Origin of the sequence: Heliorestis convoluta, from assembly GCF_009649955.1 — a bacterium.
Taxonomy (GTDB): Bacteria; Bacillota; Desulfitobacteriia; order Heliobacteriales; family Heliobacteriaceae; genus Heliorestis; species Heliorestis convoluta.
The window spans coordinates 425,363-440,037 of sequence record NZ_CP045875.1 but is presented as its reverse complement, the minus strand read 5'-3'; the positions used below and the strand labels follow the sequence as shown (position 1 = coordinate 440,037).

Annotated in this window: 15 protein-coding genes; 12 read left to right on the top strand and 3 right to left on the bottom strand. The window is 47.1% G+C overall.

Annotated features, from left to right (window positions below; all coding sequences use genetic code 11):
- Nucleotides 1–47 precede the first annotated feature (47 nt).
- The 3 genes from FTV88_RS01955 (at nucleotide 48) to FTV88_RS01945 (ending at nucleotide 2,963) form a co-directional block, all read left to right on the top strand.
- Nucleotides 48–413 (top strand): flagellar protein FlaG, encoded by a 366-nt coding sequence (locus FTV88_RS01955; protein WP_162007858.1) that lies wholly within the window; start codon nucleotides 48–50, stop codon nucleotides 411–413.
- 223 nt (nucleotides 414–636) lie between these two features.
- Nucleotides 637–1,683, top strand: a complete 1,047-nt coding sequence (locus FTV88_RS01950; RefSeq protein WP_153724149.1) for a hypothetical protein — start codon at nucleotides 637–639, stop codon at nucleotides 1,681–1,683.
- On the top strand, nucleotides 1,662–2,963 hold the full coding sequence (locus tag FTV88_RS01945; RefSeq protein WP_162007857.1) for an O-antigen ligase family protein: 1,302 nt from the start codon (nucleotides 1,662–1,664) through the stop codon (nucleotides 2,961–2,963). Before FTV88_RS01950 ends, FTV88_RS01945 begins: the two co-directional genes overlap by 22 nt.
- A gap of 84 nt (nucleotides 2,964–3,047) precedes the next feature.
- Here the strand turns inward: FTV88_RS01945 and FTV88_RS01940 are convergent, their stop codons facing one another.
- Nucleotides 3,048–3,683: a hypothetical protein gene (locus tag FTV88_RS01940; protein ID WP_153724147.1), complete on the bottom strand. Its 636-nt coding sequence runs from the start codon at nucleotides 3,681–3,683 to the stop codon at nucleotides 3,048–3,050.
- A 680-nt stretch (nucleotides 3,684–4,363) separates the two neighbouring features.
- Entirely contained in the window at nucleotides 4,364–6,007 is a 1,644-nt protein-coding gene (locus FTV88_RS01935; protein WP_153726466.1) for an AMP-binding protein, read from the bottom strand.
- A gap of 818 nt (nucleotides 6,008–6,825) precedes the next feature.
- Here FTV88_RS01935 and FTV88_RS01930 point away from each other — a divergent pair.
- The 5 genes from FTV88_RS01930 (at nucleotide 6,826) to FTV88_RS01910 (ending at nucleotide 10,271) form a co-directional block, all read left to right on the top strand.
- A complete protein-coding gene (locus tag FTV88_RS01930; RefSeq protein WP_153724146.1) occupies nucleotides 6,826–7,257 on the top strand; it encodes a cell wall hydrolase in 432 nt (143 codons plus the stop codon).
- Between the two features lie 15 nt (nucleotides 7,258–7,272).
- Nucleotides 7,273–8,004 carry a spore coat protein GerQ gene (gerQ, locus tag FTV88_RS15750; RefSeq protein WP_243137264.1) on the top strand — a complete coding sequence of 244 codons (732 nt, stop codon included), beginning with the start codon at nucleotides 7,273–7,275 and terminating at the stop codon, nucleotides 8,002–8,004.
- A gap of 260 nt (nucleotides 8,005–8,264) precedes the next feature.
- A complete protein-coding gene (gene pyrF / locus FTV88_RS01920; RefSeq protein ID WP_153724145.1) occupies nucleotides 8,265–9,011 on the top strand; it encodes an orotidine-5'-phosphate decarboxylase in 747 nt (248 codons plus the stop codon).
- An 18-nt stretch (nucleotides 9,012–9,029) separates the two neighbouring features.
- On the top strand, nucleotides 9,030–9,611 hold the full coding sequence (gene pyrE / locus FTV88_RS01915; protein ID WP_153724144.1) for an orotate phosphoribosyltransferase: 582 nt from the start codon (nucleotides 9,030–9,032) through the stop codon (nucleotides 9,609–9,611).
- A 114-nt stretch (nucleotides 9,612–9,725) separates the two neighbouring features.
- The gene (locus FTV88_RS01910) at nucleotides 9,726–10,271 is read left to right on the top strand and encodes a YqeG family HAD IIIA-type phosphatase (protein ID WP_153724143.1); all 546 of its coding nucleotides are present in this window, start codon (nucleotides 9,726–9,728) and stop codon (nucleotides 10,269–10,271) included.
- A 38-nt stretch (nucleotides 10,272–10,309) separates the two neighbouring features.
- Here the strand turns inward: FTV88_RS01910 and FTV88_RS15975 are convergent, their stop codons facing one another.
- Complete coding sequence (locus FTV88_RS15975; RefSeq protein ID WP_279236936.1) at nucleotides 10,310–10,444, bottom strand: hypothetical protein; 135 nt, start codon at nucleotides 10,442–10,444, stop codon at nucleotides 10,310–10,312.
- A gap of 150 nt (nucleotides 10,445–10,594) precedes the next feature.
- On the opposite strand from FTV88_RS15975, the gene FTV88_RS01905 reads away from it, so the two are divergent.
- The 4 genes from FTV88_RS01905 (at nucleotide 10,595) to aroB (ending at nucleotide 14,664) form a co-directional block, all read left to right on the top strand.
- Nucleotides 10,595–11,515: a shikimate dehydrogenase gene (locus tag FTV88_RS01905; RefSeq protein WP_153724142.1), complete on the top strand. Its 921-nt coding sequence runs from the start codon at nucleotides 10,595–10,597 to the stop codon at nucleotides 11,513–11,515.
- Between the two features lie 186 nt (nucleotides 11,516–11,701).
- Nucleotides 11,702–12,898: a chorismate synthase gene (gene aroC, locus FTV88_RS01900; protein ID WP_153726464.1), complete on the top strand. Its 1,197-nt coding sequence runs from the start codon at nucleotides 11,702–11,704 to the stop codon at nucleotides 12,896–12,898.
- A gap of 14 nt (nucleotides 12,899–12,912) precedes the next feature.
- Complete coding sequence (locus FTV88_RS01895; RefSeq protein ID WP_153724141.1) at nucleotides 12,913–13,494, top strand: shikimate kinase; 582 nt, start codon at nucleotides 12,913–12,915, stop codon at nucleotides 13,492–13,494.
- A 12-nt stretch (nucleotides 13,495–13,506) separates the two neighbouring features.
- Nucleotides 13,507–14,664: a 3-dehydroquinate synthase gene (gene aroB, locus FTV88_RS01890; protein WP_153724140.1), complete on the top strand. Its 1,158-nt coding sequence runs from the start codon at nucleotides 13,507–13,509 to the stop codon at nucleotides 14,662–14,664.
- Nucleotides 14,665–14,675 lie beyond the last annotated feature (11 nt).

Below are 14,675 nucleotides of genomic sequence, written 5' to 3'. Positions count from 1 at the left end.
AAGTGTATAATGTAGGAAAGAGATAGATATTTTTGGAGGTGATGATTGTGCAGATTCAACATAATACCAAGATGCTACCACCGATTTTGACGCAGCCTCGACACGACCCCGATGACTGGAAAACACCTGCGCAGCTAAAACTAGAGCATTCAGCCAATATTGCCAATCCCAAGCGCAAAGTGATTGCCCAAGAAGCAACGAATCAAGTCTATCAAGAATTACGGGAAATATTTCACAAGACAAATTATAGTGTTAACTTTGTTGTGAATGAAGTTGGCAATAGAATGCAATATTCGATTCGTATGCAAGGAACAGGTCATGAAGTTGCAACCTTTCCTGCTGACATAGCTGTTGATATTGCACAAAAAGCGAAACACTCCAAATCAGGTTTATTTGTTGATCAAAGAGTCTAGCAGAAGGCTCAAGGGCTTTTTGTGTTAAAGCAATCCCAACAAAGCAATAGAAAAAGCAACAAGCAGCCTTCCCTACCCAAGGGGAGGCTTTTTTTGTATTTTTTAGAAAGCCGTTGGGGTTGTAATAGTGTGGAAAAGTCGGTAGAATTGGGATAAATCACAGAGAAATGTCGAGCGATTAAGAATCGAATCGAGTTAAGTCGGGTGAGGGGAATGGTTTCCTTTGATAGAAGAGAGAACAAGGCTGATCTGGCAAATTGGCATGGCCATTTTGCTCTTGGTGCCTCTATGGCTTCGGGGACTTTTTTTCGAACAAAGCCTGTTACAATGGCAAATTCTTTTGGCTCTGCTTTGTATCTTCTGGCTTCCTTTATGGCTTGTAAGGGGACAGACCCTTGCTGATTCTCAAGGGATAGTCTCACTGCTAAAAATACCTTTGCTTATCCCTTTATCGTTACCGCTGATCTACTTTATTGCTATCGGAACAGCAGCCCATCAAGAAGCTGCTTTGCTATCTTTTCTCGAACACCTATCGTACTTTCTTGTCTTTATTATGGTGGCAACCATGGTTCGTCGTCAGGCTGATCTTTATTACTTGTTATGGCTTTTTTTCGTCGCCGCTGTCACAATAGCGCTTGTAGGCCTTGCTGCCTACTGGGGTCATCTTTATTGGCCACAGACTGTTGTGTCAGAGCGCTTAAGTACGACCCTAGAATACCCGAACACAGCCGCCATTTTCTTTCTGATGGCCTTGATTTTCGGCCTTTATGGCAGTGCTTTTTCCGGGCGAGCAGGGGCTGCCGGGTACGCCGCCGGTTCCGTTGTCTTACTCGTAGCCCTCTTTGCCACTTTTTCTCGCGGTGTACTGACGCTCTTTCTGCCCTTTCTTTTGCTTTTTCTACTTGGACTGCCCCAAGGAATGAAAGGGGCGCCCATACTACGATTTTTAATAATTTTGCCGCTGTCTATAGCCATCTTAGAGCCCTTACTAGCACCGAACGCGCAGGCTTTTTGGCAGCTTTGGGCCATTCTTGGAGCGGCCGCTGTAGGGGCCGCTATGCTCTCTCTTGCCTTGAAAATCTTGCAAGAACGATGGAACGATCTTCGGCAAGCCCGTTTTTACAGGCGGGGGAAAAGGATGGTTGATCATGCCTATGAGCTAGAAAAAGAAGTAGAAAGCCAATATAAATGGCTTCGCTTTTTTCTAAAGCGGCGAAAAGGAATCTTACTAGGAGCTTTCTACTTATCTTGTTGCTCAGCGCCTCTATGATAGCCATTGAAGTTCGAACGCCTTCCGAAGAAGAAAGCATTTTGGTCACTACGATGGATCGGACCAAGCAGGCTATCAATCCTTTGAATATACTGCCGGAAGCTGTACAAGCCAGAATTGCTACCATTTCAGCCGATGAACGGAGCTTTCAGTATCGACTTTACTTTGCTCGTGATGCCTTTTTTATGTGGAATGATTATCCCTGGATAGGTGCCGGGGGAGGTGCTTGGCAAGCCCTATATCCCCAGTACCGCCCTTTTCCCTATTTCACAACCGAAGTTCACAATCATTTCTTGCAAGTAGCTGTAGAAGTGGGACTGCTGGGTCTAACCGTTTTTGTACTGCTGTGGCTCTTATTTTTCTATCAATTGCTCTATTTGCGCTGGCGTCATCCTCCTCTTGCAGCCCTATCCTGGACCGTAGCCGTGGCCTTTGCCGCCTTGCTTGTTCATGCTTTTTTTGACTACGATTTATCTTTTGCTGCTTTTTCTTTCTGGCTCTGGGCTTTCTTCGGTGCCATGTATGGTCTCTATCGCAGCGAAGTGAGCCATTTGCAGCAAGCCAACGCCTTTTCCCGAAACCTTTCTAAAAGGATAAAAAGAAAAAAACGGGCCCTCGCTGGCTTTTTGCTCATCCTTGCCTTTGCTCTACTTTTGCCTTCTAGCGCCTTGGTCATTGCCAAAAACTATGCAACAAAAGCCCAGGCAGCAGCAGAAGCCAACGAGACCCTAGAAGCACAACGTCTTATGGCACAAGCCTATCGCTGGAATCCTTATTCCGCTTCTTACGCACTTGCTTTAGCCTCTATGAAGGGTGCTTCTGCACAAACAGATCCAGACAAAGCTTATCTTTTGGAAAAAGCATACAACCTCCACCGCGGCGACCCAGCCGTTGCCATTGCCTGGGGACGTCATCTGATTGCGTCAGGACAGCTCGAAGCAGGCATTGCAGCCCTAGAAGAAGCTTTGCGCCGTCGCCCTTGGAGCGCCCCGCCTTTATCGGCGCAAGCTCTGAAGGAACAATCGGTAGCCACCTACGTTTTAGAACCCTATCGCGGCGAATCGCCCTACAAAGCGCTCGCAGAAGGCTACCTAGATGCAGCCCTGGCAGCGCGATCCCAAGGGCAAGATGAACAAGCTCAGCAATGGCTTGAACAACTACAAGCTTTGCCGATGCGCTATGAAGAAGAAGCAAAAACAGTGCCTCAGCGAGGCAAAGATCCTGATTTGCCCATGATACTAGATCACTTATCAGAAGCTGCTACAGCCTTAAAAAGATAGAAAAAATCGGCACCACGACTAAAAAAGAAGTGGTGCCGATTGGTTTATAGCCCTACAATTTTCAGAAAAGCGAATCCTAGGACTTTAGCGCTTGGGCAACTGGTTCCTATGATCAGTGTCATAAATCTTCCACTGACCCTTTTCATAGTGCAACGTAGCAACGGTATAATCGCTAGTTCCCCAGACATGCTGCTCTGAAGAAGAAGTGAGATGCCATACAGACGCAATATTATGGTCCAAATCAACTTCTAAAATATGTACATCACTATCCGGTAAAAACATAGAAGGCTCTGTAGAGATCAAACCCATGCTATCGGACCAACTATAGTCTGTCAAATTCAAAGCAAGGGTATCGGAAAAGCCCTGGCGGTAAAACTGATAAACTTCTTCTTGAGATTTCCACTTGCCCGCCAAGCCATGGAGCTGTTGCTCCAGTGATAATGCAAATATGTAATCGCCAACTATCTGATCTTTTTGTTGCTGTAGCGACTTATCCCTACTATCTTCCTCATCTTGCAGAGCCTGATTGATGTCACCATCCATCTCTTCAGAAGGGCTAGCACTTGATGAGCGGCTCGAGAAAGCCTGCTCTACCGACGCTACATCGAACTGGGGCAACTCGGTTTGCCCTGTAGAATCCTGGCTAGAACCGCAGGCTGTTACAAACAATAGCATCAGCAACAACAAGGGCAAAAATAGAAATGACATTATTTTTTTCATACCTACACCTCTTTTGTAAGTAATAAGGCAGTGCATACTAACTCCTCATAGTCCGTCGGGCACAACCAATGATGAAAATTAAATTTTCCTGATCACGTTGGGGTTACTTTGTGCAGGGGCCAGGTCATCACGCTTTCCTCCGCTCTGGACTGGTCCCACGCTGTTACCGCCAGCAAGCTGGCGACAGCTGAGGTCCCAAGTCCCGCTGCGGAAAGCGTGATGCCCAGTCCCAGAGAGCTTTTTGCTGATTGTTTCTTTCCATTGACATTGCTTTGCGCAACTTTCTGCGATGTATACGCAACTGCTTATTGTTTTTGTATTTGCAATAGGCCAAAACGCAGTCACAATCATTAAGATGTACCTGGGGCAGGCGTTATGACTTCCTGGAGAGAGGACTTCAGACCTCAGCCATCGGCAGCTTGCTGCCGCTCATGGCCTGGGATGAGTCCGTTCGGAAGGAATGAATAAGGCCTGACCCCACCACAAGGTAGCATATTCGTATTAAATATATCATACTTTGCAGATAAATGCGTGGTTTACCTCTAAAGTAACAGGAAAAAAGAGTGCTCAACACATAGTTTGTGGAAAGTAGCAATCGGCAAACAGAAAAAGAAAAGCTCAACGATGATTGATACCATAGAAGCATACTATCAATCATACATTGAGCTTTTTTTCATTTTTTAGGCGCCTTCGGCAGTCTCATTGCTTTTGTGCCACTCTTGCTCGCGCAACTCAATGCGTCGAATCTTTCCGCTAACCGTTTTCGGCAAAGAAGAAACAAATTCAATGCGCCGAGGATATTTATAAGGCGCCGTTGTTACCTTCACATACTCTTGTAATTCTTTGACCAGCTCATCACTTGGATCATAGCCAGACTTAAGAACAACAAAAGCTTTCACCACTTCGCCGCGCAAAGGATCGGGGCTTGAGACGACAGCCGATTCTACAACGGCATCATGTTCTAGTAAAGCGCTTTCTACCTCAAAAGGTCCAATGCGGTAGCCAGCCGACAAGATCACATCGTCAGCTCGTCCTACGAACCAGAAATAACCATCTTCATCGTAATAAGCGCGGTCTCCTGTCAGATACCAATCCCCGCGAAAAGAAGCAGCGGTCTTCTCGGGATCCTTCCAATACTCCTTGAACAAACCAACAGGCCTTTCTGGTACTACCCGCACAGCAATATCGCCTTCCCGGTGGGGCGGCAAAATATTGCCTTCATCATCGATAACTTGTACATCAAAAGAAGGCGAAGGCTTGCCCATTGAACCAAGGCGAGGCTCAAAAGAAGGAAAATTGCCCACCAAAAGAACCGTTTCCGTCTGGCCATAGCCATCGCGAATCGTAAGGTCTGTATGCTTTTTCCAATAATCAATAACTTCCGGATTAAGGGGTTCGCCAGCACTTACGCAGTGGCGCAAAGCTTGAAAGCGATACTTTGATAAGTCCTCTAGCACCAACATGCGATAAATCGTCGGCGCGCCACAGAACGTTGTAATCGGATACTTTTCTAGCAAAGAAAGCGTTTTTTGCGGATGAAAACGATTGCTATGATGGACAAAAACGGTTGCGCCACAAATCCAAGGGCCGAAAAAGCTACTCCAAGCTGCTTTCGCCCAACCAGAATCACTTAGATTCCAATGCAAATCTTTCTCCGTAAGATCGAGCCAGTGCTTGCCTGTTACTTCATGACCGAGAGGATAGCTGGCATGGGTATGGACCGTCATTTTCGGGTATCCCGTTGTTCCCGATGTAAAGTATAGCAATGCATTATCATCTTTTTGTGTATCTACCGCTTCAAAGTCGGCAGAAGCCGCCGCGACGGCAGAATGATAATCAATCCAAGTGGAATTAATGGCGGAATAATCAGAAAATTGTTGACCTGGCTCACTGACAAGAATTTTGCACTGTAGAGCTTTGTACTCTTCTAGGGCAGCATCGACTTTCGGTGCCACCGAAGCATCGGTAATAACACAAGTAGCTTCCGATGCTTGTAAACGAAACAAAATATCTTTTGGCGTTAACTGACCTGTTCCCGGACTAATAATTGCCCCCATGCGCAAGCAGGCACTGTGAACGATCCACCACTCTATAAAGCGTGGCAGTATCACAATGACCACATCGTTTCTACCCACACCTTGGTTTTGCAAAACATTACAAAGCTTCTTTGACTCTTCTGCAATCTCCCAAAATGTTTTAGGCACTTCGCGACCTTCGTCATCAACCCAGAGCATGGCCAGCTTGTTACGATCTTGCGCCCATTGGTCTAAGATATCACGGGAAAAATTAAAGGATTGTGAATCCATTTCTTTTACAGAATCCATCCCTTGTGGCAGACGCTCTTCTTGCACGAAACCATTTTTTTGCAATGACATAGTCGCTACGCCTCCTTAGTCTCTCAATTTCAAATATTCAGAAGATTTCAATCAAGCTATTTCCACATCAAACCATAAAATCCTTCCTAGAAGAAAAAGTTTTGGAAAAAAACATTCATAAAACACAGTTCCTTTCCATTTTAGAAACCTTACATGCTAACTCCTTTATGCCCGGCTGAGCACAACCAACGATGAAAATCAGCTTTTCCTGATTACGTTGGGGTTACTTCATAGAGGGGCCAGGTCATCACGCTTTCCTCCGCTCTGGACTGGTCCCACGCTGTTACCGCCAGCAAGCTGGCGACAGCTGAGGTCCCAAGTCCCGCTGCGGAAAGCGTGATGCCCTGACCCAGAAGGTTTTTGCTGATTGTTACTTCCGTTGGAATAGCTTGGCGAAACTTTCTTCTATCCGCAACTACCTATTGTATTTGCAATGCAATAGGCCAAAACTCAGTCACAACCAGCAAAATGTACCTGGGTCAGGCGTTATGACTTCCTGGAGAGAGGACTTCAGACCTCAGCCTTTCACGCAGCTTGCTGCCGCTCATGGCGTGGGTAGGACCTTCGGAAGGAAATCATAACGCCTGACCCCACCACAGGGTAGCTATTTTCGTTTTAAAAACCCTTGAGAAGGAATAGGTCTTCTCAAGGGTTTTTTGCTTTTCACCCAAAAAAGCCAAACATTACCACCGGCTTCTGCATCACCGATCAAAGACCGTGGAATATAATGTGAACGAATCATGGGGAAGAGAAGGGGTGATATATTCATGGCCGTCATCAGAGCAGACAGCAGCGACATCGAATTACTGGCTAGACTCATTCGAGCGGAGGCTGAAGGCGAAGGCGAACTAGGAATGCTCATGGCAGGCAACGTTTGCGTAAACCGCGTCATCGTAGACTGCCTAGACTTTCCTCACATACGTTCTGTACGAGAAATGGTTTTCCAGTCCCCAGGTGGCTTTGAAGCTGTACAAAAACCATACTTTTACCAGCGAGCTCGAGAAAAAGACAAAAGACTGGCTGAACGACTTATTCGGGGGGAGCGATTTCACCCTGCTAGTAACGCCCTCTGGTTTTTCAGACCTTACGGTCCTTGCCCCGCAACCTGGTATAACCAGCCGAACACAGGGCGCTACAAAGCACATTGTTTTTTCCAACCCCTTCCCGCAAACTGTCCAGAAGTATTCCGAGGTGGATAGAGAAGGAGTGTCCTTATGAGTCAAGACATTTTTGATGAAGAAGTGAAGTCTGCAGGATGCGATAGTCGCTGTGATTATCGCGATCCCTGCAAACCTCGTAAGCCAGAAGTAAGACCAACCCCACCAGCATGCGAGCCCGACCCTTGCCGAGATATTAGCCCTATACCTCCCGCAAGAGATCCCTACTGCAGCGATCCATGCCACGACCCAATCTATGATCCTTACAGAAGACCACATCATGATCCCAACTATATGAATCCCGATAACAACTGGAACAATAATGACTGGGACAATAACTGGGATAACATGGACGATGTTGCTCCCGTTCCACCTGGTTGGAGAAGACCGGCAGGTGGCTGGCGATTCTATCCCCGCCCCCTAACACCACCGAGTGGTGCTATCATTCCAGGAACACCAGAGCTACCGATAGCGACACCACCAGGCATACCCGCTGTCCCCGGTGCACCAGGAACGCTTCCGATCGAAGAATCATACATTGAAAACATTTTGCGCCTCAACCGAGGCAAGCTTGCCACCATTTATGCCACCTATGAAAACAACATGCGCTGGAACGCCAAAATCTTCCGCGGCTGCATTGAAGCGGCGGGCCGAGACCATATCATTATCAGTGACCCCAAAACAGGCAAACGCTATCTGCTTCTCATGCTTAATGTGGACTACATTACTTTTGATGAAGAAATTGCCTATGAATACCCCTTTAACGGCGTCCGCACTTTTCCCCGCTAAAAAACCAAGCCCCTTCCCTTTGTGAAATCCCTAGGCTTGAAAAAGCCCCTAAAGTCCTCAAGTAAATCTAACCCTCGAAGAAACCATGGCCTGCGATCATGCACAAGCATGAACCGCCAGGCTTTATTTTTTTCTACCGGAACTATCACCCAATATAACTAAATAACCATCTTGGAAAAAAGGAAAATAAAGTACCCAAAGCGAAAGAATATTGGTTAGAATAGAACAAAGAGGCAACGTAACCAAGGAGGACAACAATTGTGCTACTCGCAAAAGATAGACTTATCGTCGCTCTTGACGTAGATAGCCGCGAAGAAGCGCTGACCATCGTCAAAGCTCTAGGGAACAATTGCGGAACCTTCAAAGTAGGCATGCAATTACACAATAGCGTTGGTTTTGCCATTACAGAAGAAATCATTGCTCTTGGCTACCCTGTCTTTTTAGATCTCAAATTTCATGACATTCCCAACACTGTGGCCAAAGCCTCATCGGTTGTTACTAGCAAAGGCGTCTCCATGTTCACCCTACACGCCAGTGGTGGAAAAGCCATGATGGCGCAAGCGGCCGAAGAAGCAGCGAAAAAAGCAGACCTCACAGCAAGGCAAAAACCGCTTGTTCTGGCTGTCACCATCTTAACATCCATGAATCAACAAACACTGAACGAAGAAGTCGGCATGGCAGGCTCGGTCGAACAGAACGTTTTGCGTCTCGCTCGCTTGGCAGAAGAAGCAGGTGTCGGTGGTATTGTTGCCTCTCCCCAAGAGATTCATCTTCTTCGAGAGCACTGCGGCAAAGACTTCATAATTGTAACACCTGGCGTACGACCCCAATGGGCCGATGCCAACGATCAAGCCCGCACCATGACGCCACAAGAAGCCATGGCTGCTGGTGCCGACTATCTTGTCGTCGGACGTCCCATTACCAAAGCAGCTGATCCAGCCCAGGCAGCTCTCAGAATCATTGAAGAAATGGAAAAAGGAATGGCGCAACGAAAAACGCATCAATAGACAAGGAGACAAAGATATATGAATCAGGAACAGATTCTCCAAATCTTCCGCGACAGTGAAGCCCTTCTAGAAGGACACTTCCGACTCACCTCAGGAAGGCACAGCAACCGCTATGTTCAATGTGCCCAAGTTCTTCAATATCCCGATCAGACAGAGAAGCTGGCCAGCTATCTGGCTGATAAAGTGGAAGCAACGGTTGGTAAAGGCACAGTCGATCTTGTCATTGGCCCTGCTATGGGTGGCATTATTGTCGCCTATGCTGTTGGACAAGCGCTCGGTCTTCGAGCCATTTTCGCTGAAAGAGAAAATGGAACTATGAAGTTGCGCCGTAGCTTTCAGATCGCCAAAGGTCAAAAAGTCCTCGTCTGTGAGGACGTCGTTACGACCGGTGGATCGGTCCGTGAAGTTATGGACGTTGTCAAAGAAGCCGGCGGCGAAGTCATTGCTGTGGCCTCTCTGATCGAACGCTCCAATGGCCAAGCTGATTTTGGTGTACCTTTCTGCTCCGCCCTTGCCATGGAAGTTATCTCTTGGGATCCTGCAGAGTGCCCCTTATGCCAGGAAGGAACGCCTGCTATTAAGCCAGGCAGTCGATCCTAAAAAGTCAATAAGAAGTCAGGCTAGGGAACAGAGTCGGTATCATAAAAATCTCAGGTATCACAAGCGTAAGGATTTCAGATAATAAGAAAGAAGTTGTCGAACAGGAGGGGTGCTGTGAAGCTTCTGCGACCGACCCAACAAGTCGATACCGTACCAGATGTAGACATCGCGGCATTAGCAGACAAAGGCGTAAAAGGTGTCATCATTGACCTTGACAACACCCTAACAGAATGGAATAAGTATGACCTCTGCCCAACAATTGGGCAATGGCTTCATAAGCTAGAAAAAGAAGGCATCAAAGTCTGCATATTATCGAACAATGGTGAGCGAAGAGTGCAGCAATTCGCTGAAAGCTGTCAGATTCCCTATATTTCTAGAGCACGAAAGCCCCGACGTCGTGGCTTCCAACAAGCTATGAAGTTGTTAGGTACATCAGCCCAAGAAACAGCCGTCATAGGAGATCAGATCTTTACGGACGTACTCGGCGGCAACAGAATGGGCTTACACACCATATTGGTTAACCCGATTAGCCGCCGCGAATTTGTAGGAACACGCCTTGTGCGAACCATAGAAAAACTGGTATTACGTCAGCGAAGACCCTTAAAATGGCAAAAAAGAACAACAAAAAGCAGAAAAGATGGAGGGTCCGCCGCAAGGTGACCCTCCATCTTTTTCGAAAAAAAGAATGAAGCAAATACTTACTTTTCGTTCTTATAAGCCAAAATAATAATTTCTTCCTTACCGCCTAGCTTCGCGTTCAACTCTTGCTCCGCTTGAGCAAGAAAGCCCATTTGTTCGGACGTAAGGTTTGCGTAAGGCAAGTCCTTTCCCATCTGGCAACAGCCTCCTTCTAATTACCCTGCATGTACAGCAGGGGACCCCAAAAAACTCAAACCTATTCTACCCGGGTAAAAAAGTAGCTATACCCCTGTAGAGAATCATCCTTCTTGGACTGAAACTGCAAAACAAAGGAGCCACTTAATATGATTAACGGTCAAACCAATTGGATCGCCCTATTAGGTGATCCTGTCGCCCATACCTTTTCTCCGGCCATGCACAATGCAGCCTTCGATCATCTTCAGATGAACTGGCGCTATGCTGCCCATGCTGTCAAACCCCAAAACCTTCACGAAGCCTTACAGGGTCTTATTGCTTTACACTATCGAGGGCTTAATATTACGGTGCCTCACAAAGAAAAAATCCTGCCCATGCTGGATGAAGTAGATCCTCTCGCTGCTGCCATTGGGGCCGTCAACAGTATTACCATTCGTGAAGGAAGGACCAAAGGTTACAACACCGACGCTATTGGCTTTATCCGAGGCTTGCGAGAAGACAACTTCGACCCCCAAGGAAAAAAGGCTCTAATCCTCGGCGCTGGGGGAGCAGCTCGAGCCGTAGCTCTAGCTCTTATACAAGAAGGAATCAAAACTCTTACCATTGTCAACCGCTCTTTTCAAAAAGCAGAAGAATTGCTTAAGAACCTAGAAACCTATAGCGCGACTATGAACAACAAGCCAGCACTCTCTTATCGTCCTTTTGAACCGGAAGTTTTACAGAAAGACCTCAATGAAACAGATTTGCTTATCAACGGCACATCACTGGGCATGGTGAAAGAAGGGAAGGCTACGGCATACCCTTTCCCGCCGCGACTCTGGCTCCCTGAGAAAAGAGGTCTTTATGTAGCCGACCTCGTCTACAATCCTATAGAAACGGAGCTCTTACAAGAAGCGAAAAAAAGAGGACAAAAAAGGCAAAACGGCCTCCCCATGCTTCTTTACCAGGGTGCTGTTGCTTTTGAACAGTGGACGGATGTTCCAGCTCCCGTAACAATCATGGCCCAGGCGCTAGAAGCATATAGAGCAAAAATGCTAACTCCTCATGCTCGGCCGGGCACAACCACTTGATGAAAAGCACAAAAGCTGCGAGAAAGAACAGCGATAAAAGCAGGAAACAGTCGCTTTATGTTGAACTTTTACCTTAATATGTAATTGGATATGATGAAAGAAGTTATAGAAGTTATAGAAGAGATTGAAGAAGCAAGAAAAGCAAAGTTTAAAGGATAAAGCAACTGATAAGAAAGAGTGAATAACATGACAACTCTCCGCTATCTCACAGCTGGTGAATCTCATGGACCTGCCTTGACTGTTATTATAGAAGGCATCGTCGCAGGACTGCCGATTACAGCCCAACAAATTAACGAACAGCTCGCTCGCCGCCAGAAAGGCTATGGTCGCGGTGGACGCATGGCCATCGAAAAAGATCAGGCCACCATCCTTGCCGGCATCCGCGGTGGCAAAAGCCTTGGTAGCCCCATAAGCTTGCAAATTCAGAATCGTGACTGGACGAATTGGCAGGAAATCATGTCACCACAAGAAGATGCTAAAGTGGAAGAAAGGCAAGTAACTTGTCCTAGACCAGGTCACGCCGACCTCCCTGGAGCTATTAAGTACGGCCATCGCGACATGCGCAACATTCTTGAGCGCTCAAGTGCCCGCGAAACAGCAGCACGGGTCGCTGCAGGTGCCGTTGCACGTAGACTTCTAGCAGAAGCAGGTATCCACATCTATTCGCACGTCCTCTCTATCGGAGGCGTTGCTTCCACGACGGAACAAGATCTTTACAATCAAGCGACGGCTGGAAAAATACAGTGGGAAGACCTACAGGTCCAGGCTGATGCTTCGCCTGTTCATTGTAGTGACAAAGAAGCCGAAAAAAGTATGATCGCCATCATCGATCAAGCCAAAGCACAAGGTGATAGCCTTGGAGGTATTATAGAAATCGCTGCCGTAGGTCTTCCCGTTGGCCTCGGTAGTCACGTTCACGACAACCGTCGCCTTGACAGTGAGATTGCTGGTGCCATGATGTCCATCCAAGCCATCAAAGCTGTGGAAATCGGTGCAGGCTTTGAAAGCGCTCGCTTACCTGGCTCTGCAATTCATGACCCCATTTATTACCACGAAGAAAAAGGTTATTACCGCCGCAGTAACCGCGCAGGCGGCATCGAAGGTGGTATCAGCAATGGTGAACCACTTATTGTACGCATTGCCATGAAGCCAATTCCTACCCTGTACCAACCGCTTGATACTGTCGATATCACCAATGGGCAACCCGTTAAAGCTTCTGTAGAACGCTCTGACACTTGTGCTGTACCAGCTGCCGCCATCGTGGCCGAAGCCCAACTCGCTATCGTGCTAGCCCAGGCCCTCCTTAAAAGTACAGGCGGTGATCGACTTGAACAGATTCTAGAACGAGTTCAGCAAATGCACTGCCAGGCCAAGAACTTTTGAAGGGGAGAGAGGCATTGAAGCGCAACATCGTCCTCATTGGCTTCATGGGTACAGGAAAATCAACAGTTGGCAAAATCCTAGCACACAAAATTTCTTTTGAATATATCGACACAGACCGAGAAGTCGAAAAAGTAACAGGCCTAACGATCAGTCAAATTTTCGACAACCACGGAGAACAACGCTTTCGATCGGAAGAATCGATTGTGGCTCATAAAGTATCAACACTCCAGCAAAAGATCATCTCTACCGGTGGCGGTATTGTACTACGCCCTGAGAACGTAGAGACTCTCCAGTCAACAGGACTACTCATCGAACTCACAGCGACGCCGGAAGTAATCTGGGAACGAGTAAGTCGACGGAGCCATCGTCCTTTAATCAAAAAAGAAATGAACGCAGAAGTTATTGCCGAACTAATGGCGGGGCGGGAACCTTACTACCAATGTGCTGATTACAGGATTGACACGAGCGAAAAAACACTTCTCCAAGTGGTTGAAGAAATAGAAAAAATTTTGCAAGCAAGAGAAAAAGAACAAGGCGAAACATGGTTCAGGCCCTTAGTAGGCAGAAAAGCAATCGAACTATCAAGAGAAGCGTAGGGGAGGATTATAATGGTTGACAAAGAGCAAATCCCCGCAACAAAAGCAGCATCACCAAAAGAAGAACAACAATCTGTCACAGCAGAAGTGCAAGTTCAGCTAGGGGATCGTAGCTATCCCATCTACATCGGCCACCAGATCCTTTCTCATGCCCACGAAATACTAGGACCACGCATCGAAGGCAAAAGAATCCTCATCGTAACCAACGAGCAGGTCTACGATCTACAAGGGCAAAAACTACAACAAAGTTTAGAAAAAGTTGCTGCAACGGTCGACGTCGTCACCATTCCGGATGGTGAAGAACATAAAACAATTGATACATTAAGTACCCTTTACGATGCGGCTGTAGAGAAAAACCTAGAACGTTCCTCTCTCATTGTCGCCCTTGGTGGTGGTATCGTCGGTGACATTGCTGGACTGCTCGCTGCCACCTATATGCGGGGCATTCCTTTTATCCAGATTCCCACAACCCTTCTTGCCCAGGTTGACTCTAGCGTAGGTGGCAAAGTCGCCGTCAATCATCGGAAAGGCAAAAACCTTATTGGCGCTTTCTATCAGCCGCAAGCAGTTTTGATTGATAGCGAGACTTTACAAACCTTGCCGTCACGAGAAATTAGTGCCGGTTATGCCGAAATCATTAAGACAGCCCTGCTAGGAGATAGCGAACTTTTTGGTTATCTAGAAAAAAACAGCCAGGCCATTCTTCAATTAGAACCAGACGCCCTACGCCACACCATTGCAGCTTGCTGTCGCATCAAAGCAGCGGTCGTTTCAGCAGATGAAGAAGAAAAAGGGCAACGTGCCCTATTGAATTTAGGCCACACCTTCGGCCATGCCATTGAAACGCTCACCCACTATCAGGTCTACCGCCATGGCGAAGCGGTTGCCATCGGCCTTGTTGCAGCCTGCCGCCTCGCCGAAAAGAAGAACAACCTCTCCTCGCAAGTAAGAGAGCGCCTCATCAAACTACTGTACGCAGCCAATTTGCCCACCCAATTCCCCAACTTCTCTCGCGAAAATTGGGAAAAAGCTTTTTCGCTAGACAAAAAAGTAAAATCAGGCAAAGTCATATTTATTATTCCTCAAAGCATTGGCGCCTGCCAGATTCATAAAGATAGGGACCTTACAATAGCTCTTGAAGTAATCGAAGAACTATCTGTAAACCCCTAGCAAAGACATCT

Bases quoted from the DNA above. Each gene is read 5' to 3' on its own strand.
- FTV88_RS01935 (WP_153726466.1), bottom strand. From the start codon at position 6,007: ATGGATTCTGTAAAAGAAATGGATTCACAATCCTTTAATTTTTCCCGT.
- aroC (WP_153726464.1), top strand. From the start codon at position 11,702: ATGACAACTCTCCGCTATCTCACAGCTGGTGAATCTCATGGACCTGCC.
- pyrE (WP_153724144.1), top strand. From the start codon at position 9,030: ATGAATCAGGAACAGATTCTCCAAATCTTCCGCGACAGTGAAGCCCTT.
- gerQ (WP_243137264.1), top strand. From the start codon at position 7,273: ATGAGTCAAGACATTTTTGATGAAGAAGTGAAGTCTGCAGGATGCGAT.
- FTV88_RS15975 (WP_279236936.1), bottom strand. From the start codon at position 10,444: ATGGGAAAGGACTTGCCTTACGCAAACCTTACGTCCGAACAAATGGGC.
- FTV88_RS01905 (WP_153724142.1), top strand. From the start codon at position 10,595: ATGATTAACGGTCAAACCAATTGGATCGCCCTATTAGGTGATCCTGTC.
- FTV88_RS01940 (WP_153724147.1), bottom strand. From the start codon at position 3,683: ATGAAAAAAATAATGTCATTTCTATTTTTGCCCTTGTTGTTGCTGATG.
- FTV88_RS01930 (WP_153724146.1), top strand. From the start codon at position 6,826: ATGGCCGTCATCAGAGCAGACAGCAGCGACATCGAATTACTGGCTAGA.
- aroB (WP_153724140.1), top strand. From the start codon at position 13,507: ATGGTTGACAAAGAGCAAATCCCCGCAACAAAAGCAGCATCACCAAAA.